The sequence below is a fragment of the Butyrivibrio sp. XB500-5 genome (assembly GCF_003625505.1).
Taxonomy (GTDB): Bacteria; Bacillota; Clostridia; order Lachnospirales; family Lachnospiraceae; genus Butyrivibrio.
Map to the genome: position 1 here is coordinate 1 of NZ_RAIS01000009.1, position 20295 is coordinate 20295.

General features: G+C 43.0%; 19 protein-coding genes. All 19 read right to left on the bottom strand.

What is annotated here, in order from left to right; genetic code table 11:
- Nucleotides 1–209: 209 nt before the first annotated feature.
- Nucleotides 210–1052 (bottom strand): DegV family protein, encoded by an 843-nt coding sequence (locus tag D6856_RS14135; protein WP_120687427.1) that lies wholly within the window; start codon nt 1050–1052, stop codon nt 210–212.
- Between the two features lie 89 nt (nt 1053–1141).
- The gene (locus tag D6856_RS14140; protein ID WP_120687428.1) at nt 1142–2068 is read right to left on the bottom strand and encodes a hypothetical protein; all 927 of its coding nucleotides are present in this window, start codon (nt 2066–2068) and stop codon (nt 1142–1144) included.
- Between the two features lie 15 nt (nt 2069–2083).
- Complete coding sequence (locus tag D6856_RS14145) at nt 2084–3610, bottom strand: sensor histidine kinase (protein WP_243114099.1); 1527 nt, start codon at nt 3608–3610, stop codon at nt 2084–2086.
- Nucleotides 3594–4274 (bottom strand): response regulator transcription factor, encoded by a 681-nt coding sequence (locus D6856_RS14150; protein ID WP_120687429.1) that lies wholly within the window; start codon nt 4272–4274, stop codon nt 3594–3596. The genes D6856_RS14145 and D6856_RS14150 overlap by 17 nt, the downstream gene beginning before the upstream one ends.
- A gap of 18 nt (nt 4275–4292) precedes the next feature.
- On the bottom strand, nt 4293–4898 hold the full coding sequence (locus D6856_RS14155) for a hypothetical protein (RefSeq protein ID WP_120687430.1): 606 nt from the start codon (nt 4896–4898) through the stop codon (nt 4293–4295).
- The gene (locus tag D6856_RS14160; RefSeq protein ID WP_120687431.1) at nt 4891–7068 is read right to left on the bottom strand and encodes a glycogen debranching protein; all 2178 of its coding nucleotides are present in this window, start codon (nt 7066–7068) and stop codon (nt 4891–4893) included. The genes D6856_RS14155 and D6856_RS14160 overlap by 8 nt, the downstream gene beginning before the upstream one ends.
- 131 nt (nt 7069–7199) lie before the next feature.
- The gene (locus D6856_RS14165; protein ID WP_092249475.1) at nt 7200–8612 is read right to left on the bottom strand and encodes an oxaloacetate decarboxylase subunit alpha; all 1413 of its coding nucleotides are present in this window, start codon (nt 8610–8612) and stop codon (nt 7200–7202) included.
- Between the two features lie 45 nt (nt 8613–8657).
- Complete coding sequence (locus tag D6856_RS14170; protein ID WP_120687432.1) at nt 8658–9800, bottom strand: sodium ion-translocating decarboxylase subunit beta; 1143 nt, start codon at nt 9798–9800, stop codon at nt 8658–8660.
- A 50-nt stretch (nt 9801–9850) separates the two neighbouring features.
- Nucleotides 9851–10213 (bottom strand): biotin/lipoyl-containing protein, encoded by a 363-nt coding sequence (locus tag D6856_RS14175; protein ID WP_120687433.1) that lies wholly within the window; start codon nt 10211–10213, stop codon nt 9851–9853.
- A 49-nt stretch (nt 10214–10262) separates the two neighbouring features.
- Nucleotides 10263–11093, bottom strand: a complete 831-nt coding sequence (locus D6856_RS14180; RefSeq protein WP_158588967.1) for an OadG family transporter subunit — start codon at nt 11091–11093, stop codon at nt 10263–10265.
- 17 nt (nt 11094–11110) lie between these two features.
- Complete coding sequence (locus tag D6856_RS14185) at nt 11111–12541, bottom strand: acyl-CoA carboxylase subunit beta (protein WP_120687435.1); 1431 nt, start codon at nt 12539–12541, stop codon at nt 11111–11113.
- A 144-nt stretch (nt 12542–12685) separates the two neighbouring features.
- Nucleotides 12686–13255: an SMC-Scp complex subunit ScpB gene (scpB, locus tag D6856_RS14190; protein WP_092249487.1), complete on the bottom strand. Its 570-nt coding sequence runs from the start codon at nt 13253–13255 to the stop codon at nt 12686–12688.
- Nucleotides 13256–13260: 5 nt separating this feature from the next.
- Nucleotides 13261–14010 carry a segregation and condensation protein A gene (locus D6856_RS14195; RefSeq protein ID WP_120658649.1) on the bottom strand — a complete coding sequence of 250 codons (750 nt, stop codon included), beginning with the start codon at nt 14008–14010 and terminating at the stop codon, nt 13261–13263.
- Nucleotides 14000–14878, bottom strand: coding sequence for a metallophosphoesterase (locus tag D6856_RS14200; protein ID WP_120687436.1), 879 nt, complete (start codon nt 14876–14878; stop codon nt 14000–14002). Before D6856_RS14200 ends, D6856_RS14195 begins: the two co-directional genes overlap by 11 nt.
- Nucleotides 14879–15068: 190 nt before the next feature.
- Entirely contained in the window at nt 15069–15245 is a 177-nt protein-coding gene (gene rpsU, locus D6856_RS14205) for a 30S ribosomal protein S21 (RefSeq protein WP_013280615.1), read from the bottom strand.
- Nucleotides 15246–15385: 140 nt separating this feature from the next.
- Nucleotides 15386–16468: a metal ABC transporter substrate-binding protein gene (locus D6856_RS14210; RefSeq protein ID WP_120687437.1), complete on the bottom strand. Its 1083-nt coding sequence runs from the start codon at nt 16466–16468 to the stop codon at nt 15386–15388.
- A 174-nt stretch (nt 16469–16642) separates the two neighbouring features.
- Nucleotides 16643–17413 carry a class B sortase gene (locus D6856_RS14215; protein WP_120687438.1) on the bottom strand — a complete coding sequence of 257 codons (771 nt, stop codon included), beginning with the start codon at nt 17411–17413 and terminating at the stop codon, nt 16643–16645.
- Nucleotides 17406–18023 carry a TetR/AcrR family transcriptional regulator gene (locus D6856_RS14220; RefSeq protein WP_120687439.1) on the bottom strand — a complete coding sequence of 206 codons (618 nt, stop codon included), beginning with the start codon at nt 18021–18023 and terminating at the stop codon, nt 17406–17408. Before D6856_RS14220 ends, D6856_RS14215 begins: the two co-directional genes overlap by 8 nt.
- Before the next feature lie 201 nt (nt 18024–18224).
- Nucleotides 18225–19958, bottom strand: coding sequence for a methyl-accepting chemotaxis protein (locus D6856_RS14225; protein ID WP_120687440.1), 1734 nt, complete (start codon nt 19956–19958; stop codon nt 18225–18227).
- Nucleotides 19959–20295: the final 337 nt, after the last annotated feature.

Consider the following 20295-nt stretch of genomic DNA (forward strand, 5'->3'; position numbering starts at 1 on the left):
CGTTAATTTACTAATTTGTTCTGAATTATTCTCTTGGAATTTTTCAGGGTTGCATTACTGTTTATTTGTCAAGGTACAAGGAGCCTAAAACCCGCTCCAGCACTGCGTTTGCAGCATTTCTGTCTGCATCAGCAACGAATATAAATATATCACTGCGTATCATCCATGTCAACAACTATTTTCAAAAAAATTTGATTTTTTTGCAGTTTTTATTTTTCGATGAATAAAACGCCCAAAGTTCCGGGGCCGCAATGTGAAGAAACAACGCCTCCCGCGCGGGTTTCAAGTATCTCGTCGAAGTGCCCGAGATCACTCAAATATGAGTGCACCATTTCAACGATGTCTTTGTCGCATCCGGAATGTGTGATAAACACTCTGTCTTTTTTGGCGTTCTTAAACGCTTCATCCATGTCTTTTACATAGTCCATGATGTACTTCTTCGGAAGCCCTCTGTACTTCTTTTCGGGTCCCATAGCGCCGTCTTTTACCGCGATCCTCGGATGAAGCTTAAGAGCATTTCCCAATAAAGCCGCAAGACCCGAACACCTTCCGCCCCTGTACAGATATGTAAGCGTATCTATTACAAAGCTTGCTCTGACCTTTGATCTGAGAGAAAGAATATATTCCTCTATCTCGGCAGCGCTTTTCCCCGCACGTGACATCTCACAGGCTTCAATAACCTGAAGCCCTATCCCGGTAGAAAGATTCTGAGAATCAATAACCTTGATCTTATCTTCCATATCAAGCTCCTGCGCAGCAAGCTTGCAATTGGAGTAATTCGCGGACATTGATGAGGATATTGTGAAGATAACGTACTCATCAGCCTCATTTTCTTTTATCTTATCCATAATGTCGGTAACGGAAGCAGCTGCTGTCTTAGGCGTCTGCTCTGTCTTATCCGACCATTCATAGAGCTTTTCGGGTGTTATGTTCACTCCGTCAAGGTACTCCTCGTCTCCGAGTCTTACGTACAACGGAATGATCGCGATGTCATATTTTTCTATAAGTTCTTTCGAAAGATCACATGTGCTGTCTGCAATTATCTTTACCATGATAGGCCATCTCCTTGTGTCGTGTGCAAAAGTAAAGGCCGATAGACTCGGCCTTTTTCTTTTTATTATTATCCTTTATCAGGTTTCTTTTACCTAAGCAATACCTTTGTATCCTTGCCGTCCTTAGTGACTATAAGTTCCAAAGTCTCAACGTTCGTTGTATTCTTTTCATCTATCTGTGTCAGAACAACCAGACTCTCATGCGCCCTGGAATCAATGGTGCCAATATACGATGACAGGTCATTGGGCAGGAACGTAACCGAAGTGTATCCGAGATTCTTTCCGTTTAAAACAATCTGGAACAAAAGATTGAGCTTGAGCATATTTACACTCTTGGCGTTGTCCGATGCATTATATAGATCGAATCTAAGTACGAGTAGTCTCTTTCCCTTATCGGAATTAACTACATAGCTCTTGGAGCTCTCCGGATATGTTTTTGAAATGGAATATCCCTGATATGACAGGAAAATATCATCCATTATCTCTCTTGATTCATCGTCTGACATTACAACAGCGTCGGAATCACCGCCCGAACCCTGCTCTGAACTTCCTTCGCCGCTCTCGCTTGCGTACTGTTCATCGCCGGAAGACTTTTTATTCTCATCGCCCGAGCTTTCTTCCGATCCGTCATCACTTCCGCTTTTTCCTTCGGAAGCTTCACTTTCCCCATCCGAAGAACCTTCGTTTGAAGCGGTCTCATCTTCATCTCCTGAGGAAGAAGAACTTCCTTCATCGGATGTATCAAATGCTCTTGGGCCGATGTCCGCAAAAGCATCCTTCATCTCTTCTTCCTGCTCTTGCTTCTGCTGTTCGATGATCTCCTGCGCGATAACGGGATCGACATAGGTCAGCTTACTTTTTCCGTTATTGGAATATTTCATTAAAAGACCTACCGCATATTCAACGGTCTGGTCATATTCTTCCTGCGTCAAAGTCGGAAATTTCTCTCCGCACCCTGTCAGAGCAAGTAAAGCACTCATGATCACAGCAAGTCCCAAATACTTTTTCACACTCATAAGAATTCCCTCATATTATTTGGTCTCGAGTTCAAAATAGAATTCAACGCCGTTGTCATAATTGATAACGCCGTAATCCTGATTCATACTCTCCATTATAGCCTTAACTATGGACAAGCCCACGCCGCTTCCGCCGTACTCTCTCGTTCTGGCTTTGTCGACTTTGTAAAACTTATCCCAGATATGCTTCAAGCTGTCTTCGGGAATGGGATTACCCGTGTTAAACACAGATACCCTCACCTTGTTTTCTTTCTCGGTGATCTTGATATCCACTATCTTCTCACCGCTTATATGGTTAAGAGCATTGCTGAAATAGTTCTGCAATACCTCTTCTACTCTAAATTCATCTCCCCATACAAATATCGGCTTATAATTTCCGATCTTAACGGTTGCTTCTTTCTGTCTTGCAAGAAGCTCCGCGGATTTGACATAGTTCTTTACGAGCTCAACAATGTCAAATCGCTCCATAGTCGCATTCTCATTACCAAATTCAAGCTGATTGAGCGTAAGGAGCTTTTTTACCATGATATTCATCTTGGACGCCTCATCCATTATGACCTCACAGTAAAAGTCTTTACTCTCCTCGTCGTCATTGATGCCCTCTTTAAGACCCTCTGCGTAGCCCTGAATAAGCGCTATGGGAGTCTTAAGCTCGTGAGAAACATTGGAAAGGAATTCCTTTCTCATTTCATCGATCTCTTCCTTTTTGGAAATATCCTGCCTCAGAGCTATGTTGGCGGTCTTGAGGTCCTTGATCGACGCTTCAAGTATCTCAGACAATTCGTTCATGTTCTGCCCGAGAATATCTATCTCATTTTTATGTTTACCTTCATCTTCAAACTTCGCCTCGAAGTTGAGCTTCTTCATCTCATCGGAGATATGATAAAGCCTTTGGATCGGGGCTGTAACCTTTTTAGATATAAAAAGAACAAGTATCGCACCGATAGATAAAGCTGTAAATGCCGTCATTGCCATGAAAGTATTGGAAATCTTAACATTGTCTCTGATACTCTGTGCAACGGTTCTTACAAAAACAACATAAGTATCTTCTACAACGCCCCAAATCTCAAGATACTCTGTTCCGTTCTCTACATCTGTATCTACCTGCAGCGTATAATTCTCGCCACTTTCGATATGCTTGATCTTATTCTTGGTACTGAGATTGTGAGTGAGCAGATCAAGAAGTACGAGCTTCATGGCATCACTACTACTCTCTGATTTAGACGAAGCTTTGACATTACTAGTCCTAAGCTCGACTATCAGCATCTCAATATTGGAACGTTCGCATATCTCACTGATATTCTTATCGAAAGCCGCGGATGAGATATCTTCTCCGCTTGCGATAGCAGCCTGTGTGCTTGCATATGCCTGCATGATCGTGTCGATCTTGTCTTTTACATAGTATTTTTCCATGAAAAGAACATTCATGATAATACAAAAACCGAACGCGATGATCATGGTCATAAGGAACGCCAAACTGATCTCAAGACGTATAGAATGAGTTATCTTTTTCTTATAGCCGGTATCACTGGTTTGTTTCAAACTTGTACCCCATTCCCCAGATCGTCTTGATAAGGTCACCCTTGTTGCCAAGCTTGCCTCTTAGTTTTTTTACATGCGTATCTATAGTACGTGCGTCTCCGAAATAATCATAGTTCCACACGTTATTAAGTATCTTTTCTCTTGAAAGAGCAACTCCCTTATTTTCGAAAAAGAAGCTAAGGAGCTCAAACTCTTTATAGCTAAGATCAACTTCTTTGCCGTCAACAAATACACTGTGAGCCACTTTATTAATAGTGATCCCGCCAGCTTCCATTACCTGATTGTTGGCAGCCTGGTTGGTTCTTCTAAGTATCGCGGAAACTCTCGCCGCAAGTATCTTGGGGCTGAAAGGCTTAGAAATATATTCATCAACACCAAGTTCAAATCCAAGGAGCTCATCTCTCTCCTCTGACTTAGCGGTGAGCATAATGATCGGTACTTTGGAATTATTTCTAATCTCCCTGCAAACTTCCCATCCGTCTCTTTTGGGCATCATGACATCAAGAATAATAAGAGCTATATCTTTATCCTCGTAAAACATATCAAGTGCCTGCTGACCGTCTCCGGCCTCAAGAACAATGTATCCGTCTTTTATAAGAAAGTCTTTGACGAGCTTGCGCATACGGCTCTCATCATCCACCACCAAAATCTTCAAGTCATCCACTGTAAAGTTCCTCCTAAATCAGTCTTCACCAATATCACCATCATACCGCTGTGGTGCTTCGATGCCAAGTTTTTTTTCTGCTTCGCGAACCGCTTTTTCCCTCTCTTTGAGTTCTTCATCCCAAGCCGAATAGCGATTCGTTATGTTTCTTTTATAGTTTATAATATTGTCGCTGTCGCTCTTTGAAGCGATGACAAACATTACTATTACAAGTATCACCAGAACTATATTGAGAATTATGGAAAAGATCTTTCCGAAATCCGCTCCGGTATCCTCTTTCTGAGGTTTGATCCTCTGCTTGACAGCCATATTTTCAAAGGCCGAATGTCTTGTAAATGTGACATTAAGCGGTATGGGAATGAGGTCTTCCTGTGTAAAACCGCTCTCAAGAAGTTTGGCTCTGAGGTTCATAAGATACTCCCATCCTATCGGTGACTTAAATATCTTATTCTCTATAGCCTTCTCGTATACTGCCTTTATGTCGTTTGGGCGGCTGGCATTTACTCTTGCTTCCAAGAGCTTTATCTTGGATTCATCCATAGACGCCTTCTGTGCGTCTTCCTCATTTAAGAATTCATAACCGCCAACTATGAAATTACTGCCTGAATTGTTATTATCAGCCATATTCTGCTCCGTACGCTAAGGTAAAGACGCTTACGCTCCTAGCCTTAAGAGTTTTGTTTCTGTATGCCAAAGGCTTCGGACGATTGTAGTAATACTTACCATCTTCATCACCCGTGTCGGCGCAAAGTGTCCAATATGCACCTGCAGGTGCTCCGGGAAGCATGATCTGAATATCTTCCCAATAAGCGTTTATCGCAATATATACTATATCATCATGTCCTTTTTTATCATAGTAACCGGCATATCTGACACAGATCACTCTGGAATCCTTGGTTATGTTACCGTTGTCGGGATTCTCCGTATGCACCGAGATAAAAGGAAGTCCGCACTTTGCAGGCGAAAGATCCTTCCTTATGCAGGGATGCTTTCTTCTAAACTGAATGATGTTCCTGTAATAATCAAAATAGTCCCTGTTCTTTTCTATGAGGCTCCAATCGAGCCACGATATCTCATTGTCCTGACAATATGCATTATTATTGCCGAATTGAGTGTTGCCAAACTCATCTCCCGCAGTCAGCATCGGTGTTCCTCTGCTGCACATAAGAACGGTTATGGCATTTCTCATCATCCTGAATCTGAGATCAAGAACACCCGGATCGTCGGTATCACCTTCTATTCCGCAGTTCCAGCTCCTGTTGTCATTGGCACCGTCAGTGTTATCCCAGCCGTTTGCCTCGTTATGCTTACCATTATAAGAATAAAGATCATATAGTGTAAAGCCGTCATGACAGGTTATAAAATTAACCGATGACTCGTATCCCAGATACGATCCGCCGTACATATCCATAGAACCCGTAAGACGCTTAACAGCCTCGGGTGCAGCCCAGATATCACCTTTAAGATAAGACCTGATATCATCTCTGTATTTACCGTTCCATTCCGCCCATCTCTTCCAGGAAGGGAAATTACCGACCTGATAAACACCGCCCGCATCCCACGCTTCGGCGATCAGCTTAACATCACCGAGTATCGGGTCGTAAGCGATACGCTGAAGAAGAGGCGGTCTGTCCATCGGAGCACCGTCCTGATCTCTTCCGAGGATACTTGCAAGATCGAACCTGAACCCGTCAACTCTGTATTCTTCAACCCAGTACCTCAGGCACTGGACTATAAACTCCTGAACCATCGGATGATTACAGTTCATGGTATTGCCGCATCCGCTGAAATTATAGTACTCTCCGTGCGGTGTCAAAAGATAATAGATATTATTGTCAAATCCCTTAAAAGAGATAAACGGTCCTTGCTCATTGCCTTCCGATGTATGATTAAATACAACGTCAAGGATAACCTCAATATCATTGGCCTTAAGCGCATTTATCATCTGCTTAAGCTCAAGTCCCTCCTGGTTATGCTCAGCCTCGCAAGCATAACTTGTATTCGGGGCAAAAAAGGCTACTGTGTTATATCCCCAGTAATCAAGAAGCATTTTCCCGTCATGCATTCTTTTATCCCTGGTCTCGTCGAACTCAAAAATGGGCATAAGCTCAACGGCGGTTATACCCAACTTTTTAAGGTAATCCGCTTTTTCTTTTATCCCTTCAAAAGTGCCTCCGTGAGTAACGCCCGAAGACTTATCCTTGGTAAAGCCTCTGACGTGCATCTCATAGATGATAGAGTCGCACATGGGAATCTCGGGGTTTCTGGTTACATTCCACTCAAAGTTCTCTCTTACGACTCTGGCTCTGTAATCGCCCTGCGCATAAGAGGTCTCTCCCCATATCCTCTGGCCCGATACCGCTTTGGCAAACGGATCGAGGAGTTTATGAGATTTATCAAACAAAAGACCCTTCTCAGGCTCCCACGGACCGTCAACGCTATAGTTATACTCCAAATCCTCAATATCAAGGTCAAAAACGATCATGGAATACACTTTGCCTATCTTATACTTCTCAGGGAAAGGAAGCTCCGTAAACGGCTTGTCATCACCTCTGTGATAAATGTTCAGCGTTATGGATGTAGCTCCATTGGAATAAACGGTAAAATTCACGATACCTTCAGCAAGCATAGTTGCACCATACATGCTGTAAAGACCGGGGCGGATCTTATAGCCGTTAACCTCATCAAGCCAGACGAGCTCGCGATTTACCGCATCCTTACCCAGCACCTCGGCATCATGCAGATCTACATCATTCTTCTTTTTAGAGAATCTGTTTTTTCCATACTCACCCATGATTTAATTTTACCACATTATTTATTAAATATCCGTGAAAAAAACGGCTGTTTAACGAAAAACAGCCGTTGTAGGAAATGTAAAAAAATCGCCCCATGGCATAAACCATGAGGCGATAAATATCAAATTGATCAAACAGGGTAAGCACCGTTCTTGGTATCAGCTTCCGAAACATCAACAGATGTCTGCTGAGCCATACGATACTTAAAGAAATCTGTTGCAACCTGAGGGAAGAGTGCGTATGAAAGAACGTCCTCATCCTGCTGCTTCCACTGCTTAACGTCCTCTTCGAACTTCTTAAGTCCGGGCTCAAGCTTGTCTGCAGGTCTGCATGTGATAACTTCTCTGTCTCCGATGATCTTCTTCTGAACTTCGGGGTTGAAAGGCTTGATTGTCTTACCGTACTCACCTGCAAGGAGATCCTTGGTCTGGTCTGTAGCGACCTTGTATCTCTCACCCATAAGTACGTTCATAACAGCCTGTGTACCAACGATCTGTGAAGAAGGAGTAACAAGCGGAGGCTCACCAAAGTCCTTACGAACCTGAGGGATCTCCTCAAGCACTGTATCATACTTGTCGCTTGCGTTCTGCTCCTTGAGCTGGCTAACCATGTTGGAAAGCATTCCGCCGGGAACCTGATACATAAGAGTCTTGATGTTAACACCAAGAACCTTAGGATCCATAAGTCCGCTAGCGAGGCACTCCTCTCTGTAAGGTCTGAAGTGATCTGCGATCTTAGCAAGAAGCTTCTGATCAAGACCTGTCTCGAAAGGCTGTCCCTTGAATGCCTCAACCATAACCTCAGTAGCGGGCTGTGATGTTCCGAGTGCGAAAGGTGAAATAGCGCAGTCGATGATATCAACACCTGCCTCAGCTGCCTTCATGTATGTCATGCTGGCAACACCTGAAGTGTAGTGTGTATGAAGGTCGATAGGAAGCTTTGTAGCGCTCTTAAGAGCCTTAACGAGCTTCTCTGCCTCATAAGGAAGCAGAAGTCCTGCCATGTCCTTGATACAGATAGAATCTGCACCCATAGACTCGATATCCTTAGCGATATTCATCCAGTACTCTTCTGTGTATGCATCACCAAGTGTGTATGCAAGAGCGATCTGTGCGTGTCCGCCCTCTTTCTTACATGCCTTAACTGAAGCCTCAAGGTTTCTAAGGTCGTTAAGACAGTCGAAAATTCTGATTATATCGATACCGTTGGCGATTGACTTCTGAACGAAGTAATCAACAACGTCATCGGGATAATGCTTGTATCCCAAAATATTCTGTCCGCGAAGGAGCATCTGAAGCTTAGTGTTCTTGAAGCCTGCTCTTAACTTACGAAGTCTCTCCCAAGGATCTTCCTTAAGGAATCTCATGCAAGCGTCGAATGTAGCACCGCCCCAGCACTCTACTGCGTTATATCCAACCTGATCCATTGTCTCAATGATGGGAAGCATGATCTCTGTAGGCATTCTAGTCGCGATAAGGGACTGATGAGCGTCACGGAGAACTGTCTCATTGATACGAATTGGTTTCTTTACCATATCTGCCATATCTGTAATATCCTTTCTGATTATTCAAAAATCATTGTCCGATGTTTATACACCGAATACCGCCATAAATGTACCGGCAACAACCGCTGTTCCGATAACACCGGCAACGTTAGGTCCCATAGCATGCATCAGAAGGAAGTTGGAAGGATCGTATTCAGCTCCAACCTTCTGAGATACACGGGCTGCCATAGGAACGGCAGATACGCCCGCAGAACCGATAAGCGGATTGATCTTGCCTCTCGTGATAAAGCAAAGCAGTTTTCCTAAAAGACATCCTGCCGCAGTACCGAAAGCAAATGCAATAAGTCCGAGAACAACTATGATAAGAGTTGTCTTATTAAGGAAAGCCTCAGCACTTGTTGTAGCACCAACGGAAGTTCCGAGAAGGATAACTACGATGTACATAAGTGCATTGGAAGCTGTCTCCTGGAGCTGACGAACAACGCCTGACTCTCTGAAGATATTTCCGAGCATCAGCATACCGATAAGGGGTGCTGTTGTGGGAAGTATCATACTAACAACGATAGTAACTATAACAGGGAAAAGAATCTTCTCAAGCTTAGTTACTTCACGAAGCTGCTGCATTCTGATGGTTCTCTCCCTCTTGGTTGTAAGAAGCTTCATGATAGGGGGCTGGATCATGGGAACGAGCGCCATATATGAGTACGCTGCTACCGCGATAGGTCCCAAAATTGAAGTCTGATGAAGCTTGGATGCAAGGAAGATGGATGTCGGTCCATCAGCACCACCGATGATTGATACTGCCGCAGCCTGCTGATCATTAAAGCCGAATGCTATAGCCATGAAGTAAGCTGCGAAAATTCCGAACTGTGCGCCTGCACCCATAAGGAAGCTTATAGGATTGGCAATAAGGGGACCGAAGTCAGTCATCGCACCTACACCCATGAAAATAAGTGAAGGAAGGATTGCCCACTCATCCAAGATATAGAAATAATGGAGAAGTCCACCTGCAGCACCGTTTGCGGGAGCTGCCATAATGTCCGGATAAATATTAACTAGGAGCATACCGAATGAGATCGGTACCAAAAGCAAAGGCTCAAATCCCTTGGCAATAGCCAGATACAAAAATACAAGGGCAACAACTACCATGATGTAGTTTCCCGGTGACATTGTTGTAAAAGCTGTCTGATGCCAGAGATTGGTTAATGTATTAACTACGTAATCCATTTTTTATCCTCATTTCTGTTTAAACAATTTATGATTCTCTGACGTCTATATTAGTTAAGAGTTGCAAGAACTGTTCCTGCCTCAACTGCATCACCTGCAGCTACATCGATGCTGGCAACTGTTCCATCGGCAGGAGCAACCATAGGGATCTCCATCTTCATGGACTCAAGTGTGATAACTGTATCACCCTTCTTAACTGCCTGGCCAACACTTGCGTTAACCTTAAGTACCTTACCTGCTGCACCGGCCTCAACCTTTACAGAACCTGCGCCTGCGCTTGCCTTCTTAACGGGTGCTGCGGGAGCCTTAACTGCGGGAGCTGCTGCAGGAGCAGATGCTACTGCGCTTCCTGCGCCTTCTTCTACTGTTACATCATATACGTTTCCGTTTACGGTTATTGTATAGTTCTTCATTGTATCTCCTTTCATCACACATCAAAGTCTGATGTGTACGATGCTTATATTAGAATTTTTTCCAATTACTGTTAACTTTTCTTATAGACCTTACACGGAAACCGTCTGTGCTTCCGCTTCCCTCGTATGCGGCGATTGCAGCTGCGATAACAGCAACAAGCTCTGCATCATTAGAAAGATCTTCCTTCTCGGCGATCTGACCAACAGTGTTGTCGATAGCCTTCTCAGCGATACTCTTCTTATCACTTTTCTTAGTTCCAAGCTTCTGGATCAGAGGGAACAGACAGATGATAAGTGAAATAGTGATAAGGATTGAAAATGCCATACCCATTCCCATGAGTGTATTAAGTCCGGCATTCTCGAGCTTCTCTCCGAGTGTCTTATCTGCTGTAACACCGATGTCGGTAACATTAAATCTGTTGTCCATGTAGATTACCATTTCGGCTTTATGCTTGGTTCCCTCAACGATACCTGTGACAACAAGCTGTCCTTTGTTATTCATATTGTATGTAACATCGGACACATTGATATCGTTTTCCAAAGTCTCCAAAGAATTATATCCGATCTGATCTACAGCTTTGTACCAGCTATCATAACCCTTGCGGATAACATTATACTGATCGTCATTCTCAGATGCGGGTGCGATCTTGAGATAAAGTTCTTTCTCGAAATTCTCGGGAGTGATATCACTCAAGAACCATTTTTCAAAAGAATCGTTCTCGAAATAATTCACAACATATCTCATTGAATCGTCATTGAATTGCTCGGGCGCATATCTGTTTGTATCTATGCTGTTCTTGGCATCCTGTTGCTCACCGCAACCGGTAAAGCAAAGAAGGCAGCTAAGCATAACGCCCAAAACTAATATTTTATGCTTCATTTTGAGTGCTCCCTTCATTAAACTGTGCCGTGTTTCTTGGCAGGACGCTCATCCCTTTTTGTAAAAAGCATCTCGAAAGCGCCGATTACATACTTTCTTGTGTCGGCTGCCTCGATGATCTCATCTACATATCCTCTTGCAGCTGCGCTCTTCACATTGTTCTGAAGCTGTGCATACTCTGCTGCTGTCTTGGATACAGTGTCTGCATCCTTACCGTCGCAAATGATCTTAGCAGCGATGGAAGCATCCATTGTTCCGATCTGAGCATCAGGCCAGCTGATAGTAACATCTGCTCCGATAGCCTTGGAGTTCATGATTACATAAGCACTTCCGAAAGCCTTGCCTGTGATAACGTTAACCTTAGGCACTGTAGCATTTGCAAGTGCATAAACAAGCTTTCCTGCAGCCTTGGCAACACGCTTCTCGTTGCACTGGCATGAAACAAAGCCTGTAGAATTTGTAAATGTAAGAACAGGAAGGTCGAAAGCATCGCAGAAGTTAACGAACTCTGCAGCCTTCTCACAAGCACCTGCGGAAAGCTTATCTTCAAACTTCTCTGCTTCTTTGCCGTTCTCGTCGTATACGGCTGTACGGTTACCTACAAGACCTACGGTTGCTCCGTTAAGTCTGATGAAACCTGTAACCATATCTTTTGCAAAGTTTCTCTTTGTCTCAAAGAAAAATCCGTTATCTGAAATCTGTCTAGCGATAACTGAAGGATCGGCTACTGCGCCGTCAAGATTCTCACATGCTCTGTTGAGATCGTCAGAGCACTCCTCGTATGAATCTCCGTCCTCGTTGTTTGAAGGAAGGATAGAAACGAGCTCTCTGATCTGAGCATAGATTGATGCCTCATCGGCAACTACATCAATATTGCTTGTGTTGGCACTCTGCCAATCAGCGCTTGATGTATCACATTTCTCTTTATAATTACCCTCAAGAGCGTTGGGTGAGTTAACGAAAAGCTTACCCTTTGATGACTCAATGAAAGTAAAGTCTGTAATGGAAGGAATCAAAGCAAGTCCGCCACCACATGATCCGAAAACAGCTGTGATCTGAGGAACAACGCCTGATGCCTCCACCTGCTTAAGATAAATCTCGCCAAATGCATTGAGCGCATCTGTTGCCTCCTGAAGACGAAGTCCCGCTGAATCGATAAGACCGATAACAGGAGATCCTGTCTTGATTGCAAGTTCGTACAGGCGAACGATCTTCTTAGCATGCATCTCGCCAATAGATCCGCCAAGTACAGACGCATCCTGGCTGTATACATAAACCAGATTACCGTCGATAACACCATAACCGGTAACAACTCCGTCTGATGGTGTTTCTTCCTGTTTCAGATTGAAATCCGTGTTTCTGGCTGTCACAAGAGCACCGATTTCAACGAAACTGTTTTCGTCGAGCAAAGAGTTAATTCTTATGCTCGCTTGTGAAGAACTACTCATTTTTTTAACCTCCGTAAATATATTTAAGTAATGCTTATTCCTAAAATGAACGCAACTTAACACAGAGTATAGTATAACATAAAAGCACCAAAAAAAAAGGGAAAACGCACAATTTTTTCGGCGTTTTCCCACTGTTTAAACCACTTAAATATCAAGCTTTACATCTATCTCTTTTTCGGCCTGAGCCTTGAATTCTTCAACCTGTACGGTGCCTATTGTCGGAAGCTCTTCAAGAGAGCGAACTCCGAAGCTTCTAAGGAACTCTTCCGTCGTTCCGAAAAGAAGCGGTCTTCCGGGAGCATCGAGCCTTCCAAGCTCTTTTACCAGCCCGAACTCAACAAGCCTGTTTACGGCATGATCGCTGTTGACACCTCTTATCTTCTCAACCTCAAGTCTTGTGATCGGCTGCTTGTAGGCTATGATAGACAGGGTCTCCATAAGCGAATCGGTAAGCACCGCTTTCTTGGGAGTCTTGGCTATCTTTACCAGATACTCGTACATTTCCTTTTTGGTGCAGAGCTGAACGGCATTATCAAGCTCGATAAGTCCAATTCCGCTGTCGTCCTGTTCATATTTGTTCTTGAGATAATCGATGTGGTCCTTGACCTCTCGTACACTTACCTCCATTGCCTTGGACAATGTGCTTATCTCAACAGAATCTCCCATTGCAAAAAGAATGGCTTCTATAATAGCTGCGCCTTCTCTACTCGTCATATCTTTTAACTTGCCTTTCTCGAAGTAATTATTATATCTCCGAACGTATCTTCCTGTTCAATCTCTATCTCGCCAAGCTTCATCTCCTCAAGCATGACAAGGAAAGTAACGATGATCTCGGTCTTGCTGTGCTGCTTCTCAAGAAGACTTCTGAAGCTGAATCTCTTGTGTTCTCTTATGTACGCCTTGATATAAAGCGTCTTGGCGTCCATGTCAACTTCTTCCTTCTCGATATTTCCGAACTTACTTCTGATAGGGTCGACCTTGTCTTCCTGTCTTTTCAAAAGATCCTGGAATATCGCGTTAAGCTTACTCAAAGTGGCATCTCCGATGAGATCCGAAAAATCTATCGGAACCTCAAACTCGCGAACTTCCTTCGGGATATCTTTCTGTCTGTACCACTGCATGTCGGCATCCATCTGCCTATCCTTGAGTTCGTAAGCCATATACTTGTACATCTTGTACTCAAGAAGCTTCTCGACAAGCTCGGCTCTGGGATCTTCTTCCTCGCCCTCTTCGTTGACTTCCTTGGGAAGAAGCATCTTACATTTGATATCAATGAGTGTCGCCGCCATAACTAGGAATTCACTGGTAACTTCCATATCTTCCTTGTGCATCGCATTGATATATTCCATGTACTGCTCTGTGATCGTAACGATTGGAATATCATAGATATCTATTTGGTTTTTATCGATCAGATGCATAAGAAGGTCCATCGGCCCTTCAAACACCTGAAGCTTGATCTCAAGTGACATCTTTTACCTCATGTAATCTGATAACATCAATTTCTCCGGGATTGAACATCCTCACATGGATAGTGTGTGTACCAAGCCCTCTTGAAAGAATCATGCGCTTACTTCCGATCTTAAACTCTCCGCCGTCATACTTGGGAAAAAGAGCTATCGAAGGGGAAACAACTCCTCCCAGAAGTGGAAGTCTTATTATACCGCCGTGAACATGACCCGCAAGCGAAAGATCCGCTCCCCAATCGGCATATTCGGGAAAATACTGCGGATTGTGCGCTATAAGTACCTGATATTTATCTTTGGAAGCAGAGCCTACAAGCTTTGAGATATAGCCTGTATCCATCTGCTTCTTCTTTATTTTTCTGAAATACTCCAAAGGAAGATCGAGTCCGGTGACGCGAACCTTATTATCTTCCATGTTGACCGAGTCATTTTCAAGGATTATGACGCCGGCTCTTTTCAAAGTATCTTTATATCTGTCGTAGAAATTACCGAATTTCTTGGTGAAGGTCTTTACCTTCTTTTCGTGATTACCGTTGGCCATGTAGACCTTATATTTCTTGGCAAGTTCGGTCAGAACATGGAGCCCCGCTTCATATTCGACCCTGCCGTGGATCTTCATTCCGATAAACATATCGCCCGCGCACATCACGGCGTCGGGAGCAATATCGTCAATAGCCTTTAAAAGTCTGTCGTTGTTGTCGCCGTAAACATAGCCGTGAAGATCGGATAAAAAAGCAATCGTAAGATCGCGGTCAATCTTATCGGTGTCTATATCATAGCTGCGGACAACAAAGTTGTGCGTATCGTGGTAGATGATGGCGATACAAAAAGCAATAAGTGCAACAATCAATGCAATTATAATATATATATACATATTCTCATATCTTTCTGAAAATACTATTTATAGCATGTTTTTAAAAAGCAGCATACATATTTTAGCATATTATAATGTAGGTGCCAAAGTAAATTCACATAATAGTATGATATACGAATTGCTCCATGGCTGACGCCAATATCATACAAAAAAATCCCCGGATAATCATCCAGGGATTTTAAAATCTGACTTAGTTATATTTGCGCTTTCTAGCTGCCTCAGACTTCTTCTTGCGTCTAACGCTAGGCTTCTCGTAATGTTCTCTCTTACGAATCTCCTGCTGGATACCAGCCTTGGCACAGCTTCTCTTAAAACGACGAAGCGCGCTATCCAAAGTCTCGTTTTCTTTTACTACTACAGTTGACATCTCTACTCTTACCCTCCCTTCAGTCCCTTCAAGTACATGACTGATTGGGTTATTTATTATGATCTGAGCCTAAAAACTCACATAACATGAATTATTATATCATAAAAAATTCAAGCGTCAAGCATTATTTTTCAGACTTTTTACTGAAGTGCTTCTTTTAACACATCAAGATTTGCCTGCATTACAGAAAGGTAAGTAGTTCCGTTTGCCACATCCTGTGAAGTTGTGGACTGCATTGAATCCATTGTAAGGATGTTCTGATCCTTAGTCTTGGTATTGTTCTTAATTGTCTCGGCAATCTTCTTATCGGGACCTTCGATAGTCATGATGCTCTTAAGTCCAAGCTCATCAACTTTTCCTGAAAGGAAAGCGATTGTTTCAAAGCTTGCCTCAGTCTCAGCAGAGCATCCGACAAATGCTGCGTAGTAATCAAGTCCGTAATCATCAACAAGATATCTGAAAGGGAATCTGTCTCCGAAAAGAAGTGTCTTGTTTGCAGCAGCTGAAGTAACGCTCTTGTACTCTCCGTCGAGGCTATTGAGCTTCTGCTTGTATGCGTTGGCATTCTCTGTATAAGTAGTGGCATTGTCGGCATCTACCTTGGAAAGGCCGTCAGCAATGGCATCACAGATAAGAGAAGCATTTGTAAGTGAAAGCCATACGTGCTCGTCGTACTCAACTTCCTCTTCTTCTCCTTCACCTTCTTCGCCTTCACCTTCTTCGCCTTCTTCCTCTTCCTCGGCTTCCATTCCTTCTACAACTTCCTCTTCCTTGACATTTCCGCCAAGAACATCAAGAAGATTGATAACAACCATATCTTTATTAACAGCTTCCTTAAGTGCGTCATCAACCCACTCGTCGGATTCGCCGCCGACATAGATGAACATGTCGCAAGAAGCAATCTTCATAATATCGTCCGCTGTGGGCTGATAAGAATGAAGATCGACTCCGTTATCAAGAAGCATTGTGATCTCCGCTTTGTCTGAAGCATCTCCGACAATATTCTTAACCCAATCGTATTCAGGGAAAATAGTCGTTACAATGCTGATCTTTCCTTCCGATGAAGCCTCTGCTTCTGAGAGTTCCTGTGCTGCAGCTTCACTGTCAAGCTTAGCAAGTGTTCCCTGGTTTTCACTATCTGCAGTGGCACTACTGTTTCCGCATGCCGTAAACGTACATACAGCAAGTATAGCAGCCATCACAAGAGCAAGTTTCTTTTTCATAATGTCTTATTCCTCCGTCTGATATATAATCGCACGCGTGTTTATTTAAAAAAGCGCAAACAAAAAATGCAACTTATTTGCAAATCGCTTGCAGTTTTTGATTTTAGCAACCTAAAAACCACTTGTCAATATCATTTGCAAATTGTTTGCATTTTGGAATAAGAATTATTATCACTATCTATCCCAGGTAGTCGTCTTGACGGAGTGAATAACGAATCTGCCCTCGCTTCCAACGCTTCCGTTACAGGTTGATAAGGTAAGTATTGAACCCCTGCTTGAAAAATCAATATCGGAAGGAATGCTGATCATGTTATTCCTCTTTATAAAAGAAATAAAATCATCATATTCCTTATCGCTCCCAACTACGCTGTAAGCACCGCTTCCACTCGAAGTTACGTAATATGCGAAAACCTCATACTCGTAAACTTTATCATCCGTATACACGTAGAGCCTTGCGTTATCGCCTGTCATAAAGCTGCCCTTCGATCCGTACAGAGTCTTGAGCGATCCGAACATCGATCCGTCTTTCATATTATGTCCGAATATAATGTCATGCCTCCCGCAAAAAGACGAATCGCTCAGCACATCTTCGTACAAACACCCGGCCTTGTTATAGGTCCCATCAAAGGTCTTGTGCATGTACTCATCAATCTCTTTTTCCTTAACTACAGGATAACTGATCGAAAGATACGGAAAATAAAGCCACCCGGTAAAATCGGCGTTCACAGACCGAAGCTTATCCATACTTATATCCAAATGCGGATAATCCACACCGGGTACAAACTGTACAGACGCATCATTTACATATTCCGCTCTTATAGCGTCGTATTCACGCTTGGCCGCATTGTAATTCTTGAAATCAAAATACAAGTTCACAAGCTGAAAGATCACTATGAAAACAAGAATCGCTATGAGAATTTTTTTAATCTTTTTATCTTTAAGCATTCTTAGCCATCACTCTTTCCGGAAGATCCAACTGTCTTTCAACATCATTTTTTCTTACATAATCAAGCAATGCCAAAAACTCAACACCCAGAAGATTGCTAAGTTCGGCGTCACTGAAATTACACTGGTTGAGCGCACACAATACGCTGATACCGAATGTGTAAACCCACATATGTTCATAAATATATCTCGCCTGTATTGCCGTCAACGAATAAGCCTTTGAGATTACCACATCAAACTTATTGTTGCCGGTATGACTTGTAAATAAATCATCAAAACTTGTGGGTTTGTCAAAAGAAGACATGAAGATCATCTTAAACAGATTTGGTTCTCTCGATGCAAAAAGAATAATCTGCATTCCGGCTTTTTTGAACGGAGGATCATATTCCATCGCTTTGTTCGCATAGCTCGCAATAAGCTCTTTAGCTGCTTTCTTGACCTCACCTCTGAGCTCATCCATGTTTTCGAATGCAGTAAAAATAGGTCTTGCAGAGCAACCGAGTACATCCGCAAGTTCCCTGGCGGTAAGAGCCTCAGCTCCTTTTTGGCGCACAAGCTCAAGGCCTGCATCAACCATTTCTTTTCTTGTAAATCTTGGTTTTGGGGGCATAACAATAATCTCTCTTCAATTATTATAAAAGTGGGTGACCTACTACAATCACACTTTCATTATATAGCATAAAATCGATAAAACAATGCATACTGTCGCCTATTACCGTTAATATATGCGTAATAAAAGCCACCCGAACGTCACTATGAGCGCCCGAGCAGCCTTTTGAGATGAAAAAGATTTCTAATGCAGTATTTATGCTTATTTGAAGTAGCTAATGGTATCTTCAAGCTCTCCGGAAAGATCCTGAAGCTTTCTTGCCGCTTCATCGATTATTGCAAATGTCGCATTGAGTTCCTGCATGGATGCATTGGTCTCCTGCGAGGAAGCAGCGTTCTCTTCCGATATAGCCGAAAGATCCTGCACTATCTCTACAAGTGAAACCTTGGCATCGTTCAGAGCATTGATCATACCTGTGATATTTCTTGTATTCTCCGTAACAACTCCAACATTTTCAGACATTTCGATCATGTCGTCCTGAGTGGAAGTTATGCTCTCACCCTGCAAAGTAATACTTGCATTGAGTGAATCCATAACCTTTACCGATGCCTGTGCATCTTCAAGGAGCTTCTCTACGATAGCCTTGATCTCATCGGCACTGTTCTTGGACTGATCGGCGAGCTGTCTGATCTCATCGGCGACAACCGCAAAGCCTTTGCCCGCTTCTCCGGCTCTTGCTGCTTCTATCGAAGCGTTAAGAGACAAAAGATTGGTCTGAGAAGCGATCTCGTTGATGGCATCCGAGAATCTGGCAATCTCGTTTGCACTGCTGTTTGTGGCATTTATCGTAGTTCCGATCTCACTTACCGCTTCGGCAACAGCAGTATTTTGTGTTACGATATCCACAAGAGCATTTGTAGCCTTGTCGCAGCTCTCCTGCATCTTTTTGGCGGCTTCATCCAATGTTGAAACCTTCTCGGAAATAAGGTCTATATTAGTTCCTATGGTATCGGTTCTTGCAGCTGCATTTTGAACGCTTTCAGCCTGAGAAACAGCTCCTTTACTTACTTCTCCGATCGCATCGGTAACCTGTGAAGAAGCGGCGGCTGCCTGAGATGAAGATTCCGACAGTTCATGCCCTGCAGTATTAAGGTTCTCCGTCATATCTTTTGTCTTGGAAATAACCTCACCAAGTTTTTTGCTAAGCAGTGATGTACTCTCTGCAATGGCACCGATCTCGTTCTTATTTTCTATTATCTTTTCATCAAAATCAATCTTAAGAGATCCGCTTGCAATATTATCAACAAGCTTTGCGATTCCCTGCATCTGCTTGGATACTCTGAACGCAAGGAAAATTCCGCCTGCCGAGATAATTATGGTAAGTATTATCGCAAGCATGATCATCGAAGAAGTAGCACCGGCGATCGCCGACTTAACATCCGAACTTTCTCTTCCCGAAAATACCATTCCAAATACCGAACCGTCAGAATTGATGATAGGTATGTAATATCCGTAATACGGCATCCCTTCGATCTTAAGGGATGTAGAATAATAATCGTTCTTTCCGTTAAGTGTTGTCTTTATTACAGCATCGGAAGCTTTTGTTCCGATAAGTCTCTCATTTGTTCCCGACTTCATGATAGTCGTCAGGATACGGGTATCCCCGTAAAAGATTGTATAATCTACGCCTGTCTGAGCATGAAGTTTATCAATAATTCCGCTTAGCTCATCAGTTACATCCCCTTCACCTTTGATGACTCTGCCGTCAACATACGTCCAGTCCGCACCGTCCTCAAGTCCGCACGTCTCACTGGAGAGATGCTCACAGGTTGCCTTAAGCTCTTCCACAATAAGCTTGTTGTATGTTTTCTTGACAGTATTCGAAGATACAATAGTTAATATAGTCGCTATCAAAATAACAACCACAATAACTATCAAGATAACATTGATCAGAAGCTTCTGCCCATGCTTATTTCCAGCCCTGTTTTTCTTCATATCATGCTCCTTTCCCTCTCAGAATTGTTTCCAACCTCATTAAATTGTGCGCAATATAAAGAAAATAAAACCGTTCTATCGTAATTTGTACATGATAGAGCATCATTTTACTAAATTATAGCATTATTATACCAAAATGGCGCACAATATCGATAATTCAATTATGATTTTATGATTATTTTATTACTTGGACAAGCATGAAAAAACTGAGCTTTTTATGACCATAAAGGCACCAAAAAAGGATGCCCCTCTCCCGGCATCCTTTTCGGGGAATCCGTCGATTCCACCCTCACCTCATAAAAAATCATCGCAAACAACGCTTTTGCAAAAAGAAAAA

Coding starts and splice junctions, on each gene's coding strand:
- D6856_RS14135 (WP_120687427.1), bottom strand. CDS start 1,052: ATGGTAAAGATAATTGCAGACAGCACATGTGATCTTTCGAAAGAACTT.
- D6856_RS14200 (WP_120687436.1), bottom strand. CDS start 14,878: ATGTATATATATATTATAATTGCATTGATTGTTGCACTTATTGCTTTT.
- D6856_RS14225 (WP_120687440.1), bottom strand. CDS start 19,958: ATGAAGAAAAACAGGGCTGGAAATAAGCATGGGCAGAAGCTTCTGATC.
- D6856_RS14220 (WP_120687439.1), bottom strand. CDS start 18,023: ATGCCCCCAAAACCAAGATTTACAAGAAAAGAAATGGTTGATGCAGGC.
- D6856_RS14210 (WP_120687437.1), bottom strand. CDS start 16,468: ATGAAAAAGAAACTTGCTCTTGTGATGGCTGCTATACTTGCTGTATGT.
- D6856_RS14215 (WP_120687438.1), bottom strand. CDS start 17,413: ATGCTTAAAGATAAAAAGATTAAAAAAATTCTCATAGCGATTCTTGTT.
- D6856_RS14175 (WP_120687433.1), bottom strand. CDS start 10,213: ATGAAGAACTATACAATAACCGTAAACGGAAACGTATATGATGTAACA.
- D6856_RS14195 (WP_120658649.1), bottom strand. CDS start 14,010: ATGTCACTTGAGATCAAGCTTCAGGTGTTTGAAGGGCCGATGGACCTT.
- scpB (WP_092249487.1), bottom strand. CDS start 13,255: ATGACGAGTAGAGAAGGCGCAGCTATTATAGAAGCCATTCTTTTTGCA.
- D6856_RS14155 (WP_120687430.1), bottom strand. CDS start 4,898: ATGGCTGATAATAACAATTCAGGCAGTAATTTCATAGTTGGCGGTTAT.
- D6856_RS14180 (WP_158588967.1), bottom strand. CDS start 11,093: ATGAAGCATAAAATATTAGTTTTGGGCGTTATGCTTAGCTGCCTTCTT.
- rpsU (WP_013280615.1), bottom strand. CDS start 15,245: ATGTCAACTGTAGTAGTAAAAGAAAACGAGACTTTGGATAGCGCGCTT.
- D6856_RS14165 (WP_092249475.1), bottom strand. CDS start 8,612: ATGGCAGATATGGTAAAGAAACCAATTCGTATCAATGAGACAGTTCTC.
- D6856_RS14170 (WP_120687432.1), bottom strand. CDS start 9,800: ATGGATTACGTAGTTAATACATTAACCAATCTCTGGCATCAGACAGCT.
- D6856_RS14140 (WP_120687428.1), bottom strand. CDS start 2,068: ATGAGTGTGAAAAAGTATTTGGGACTTGCTGTGATCATGAGTGCTTTA.
- D6856_RS14160 (WP_120687431.1), bottom strand. CDS start 7,068: ATGGGTGAGTATGGAAAAAACAGATTCTCTAAAAAGAAGAATGATGTA.
- D6856_RS14185 (WP_120687435.1), bottom strand. CDS start 12,541: ATGAGTAGTTCTTCACAAGCGAGCATAAGAATTAACTCTTTGCTCGAC.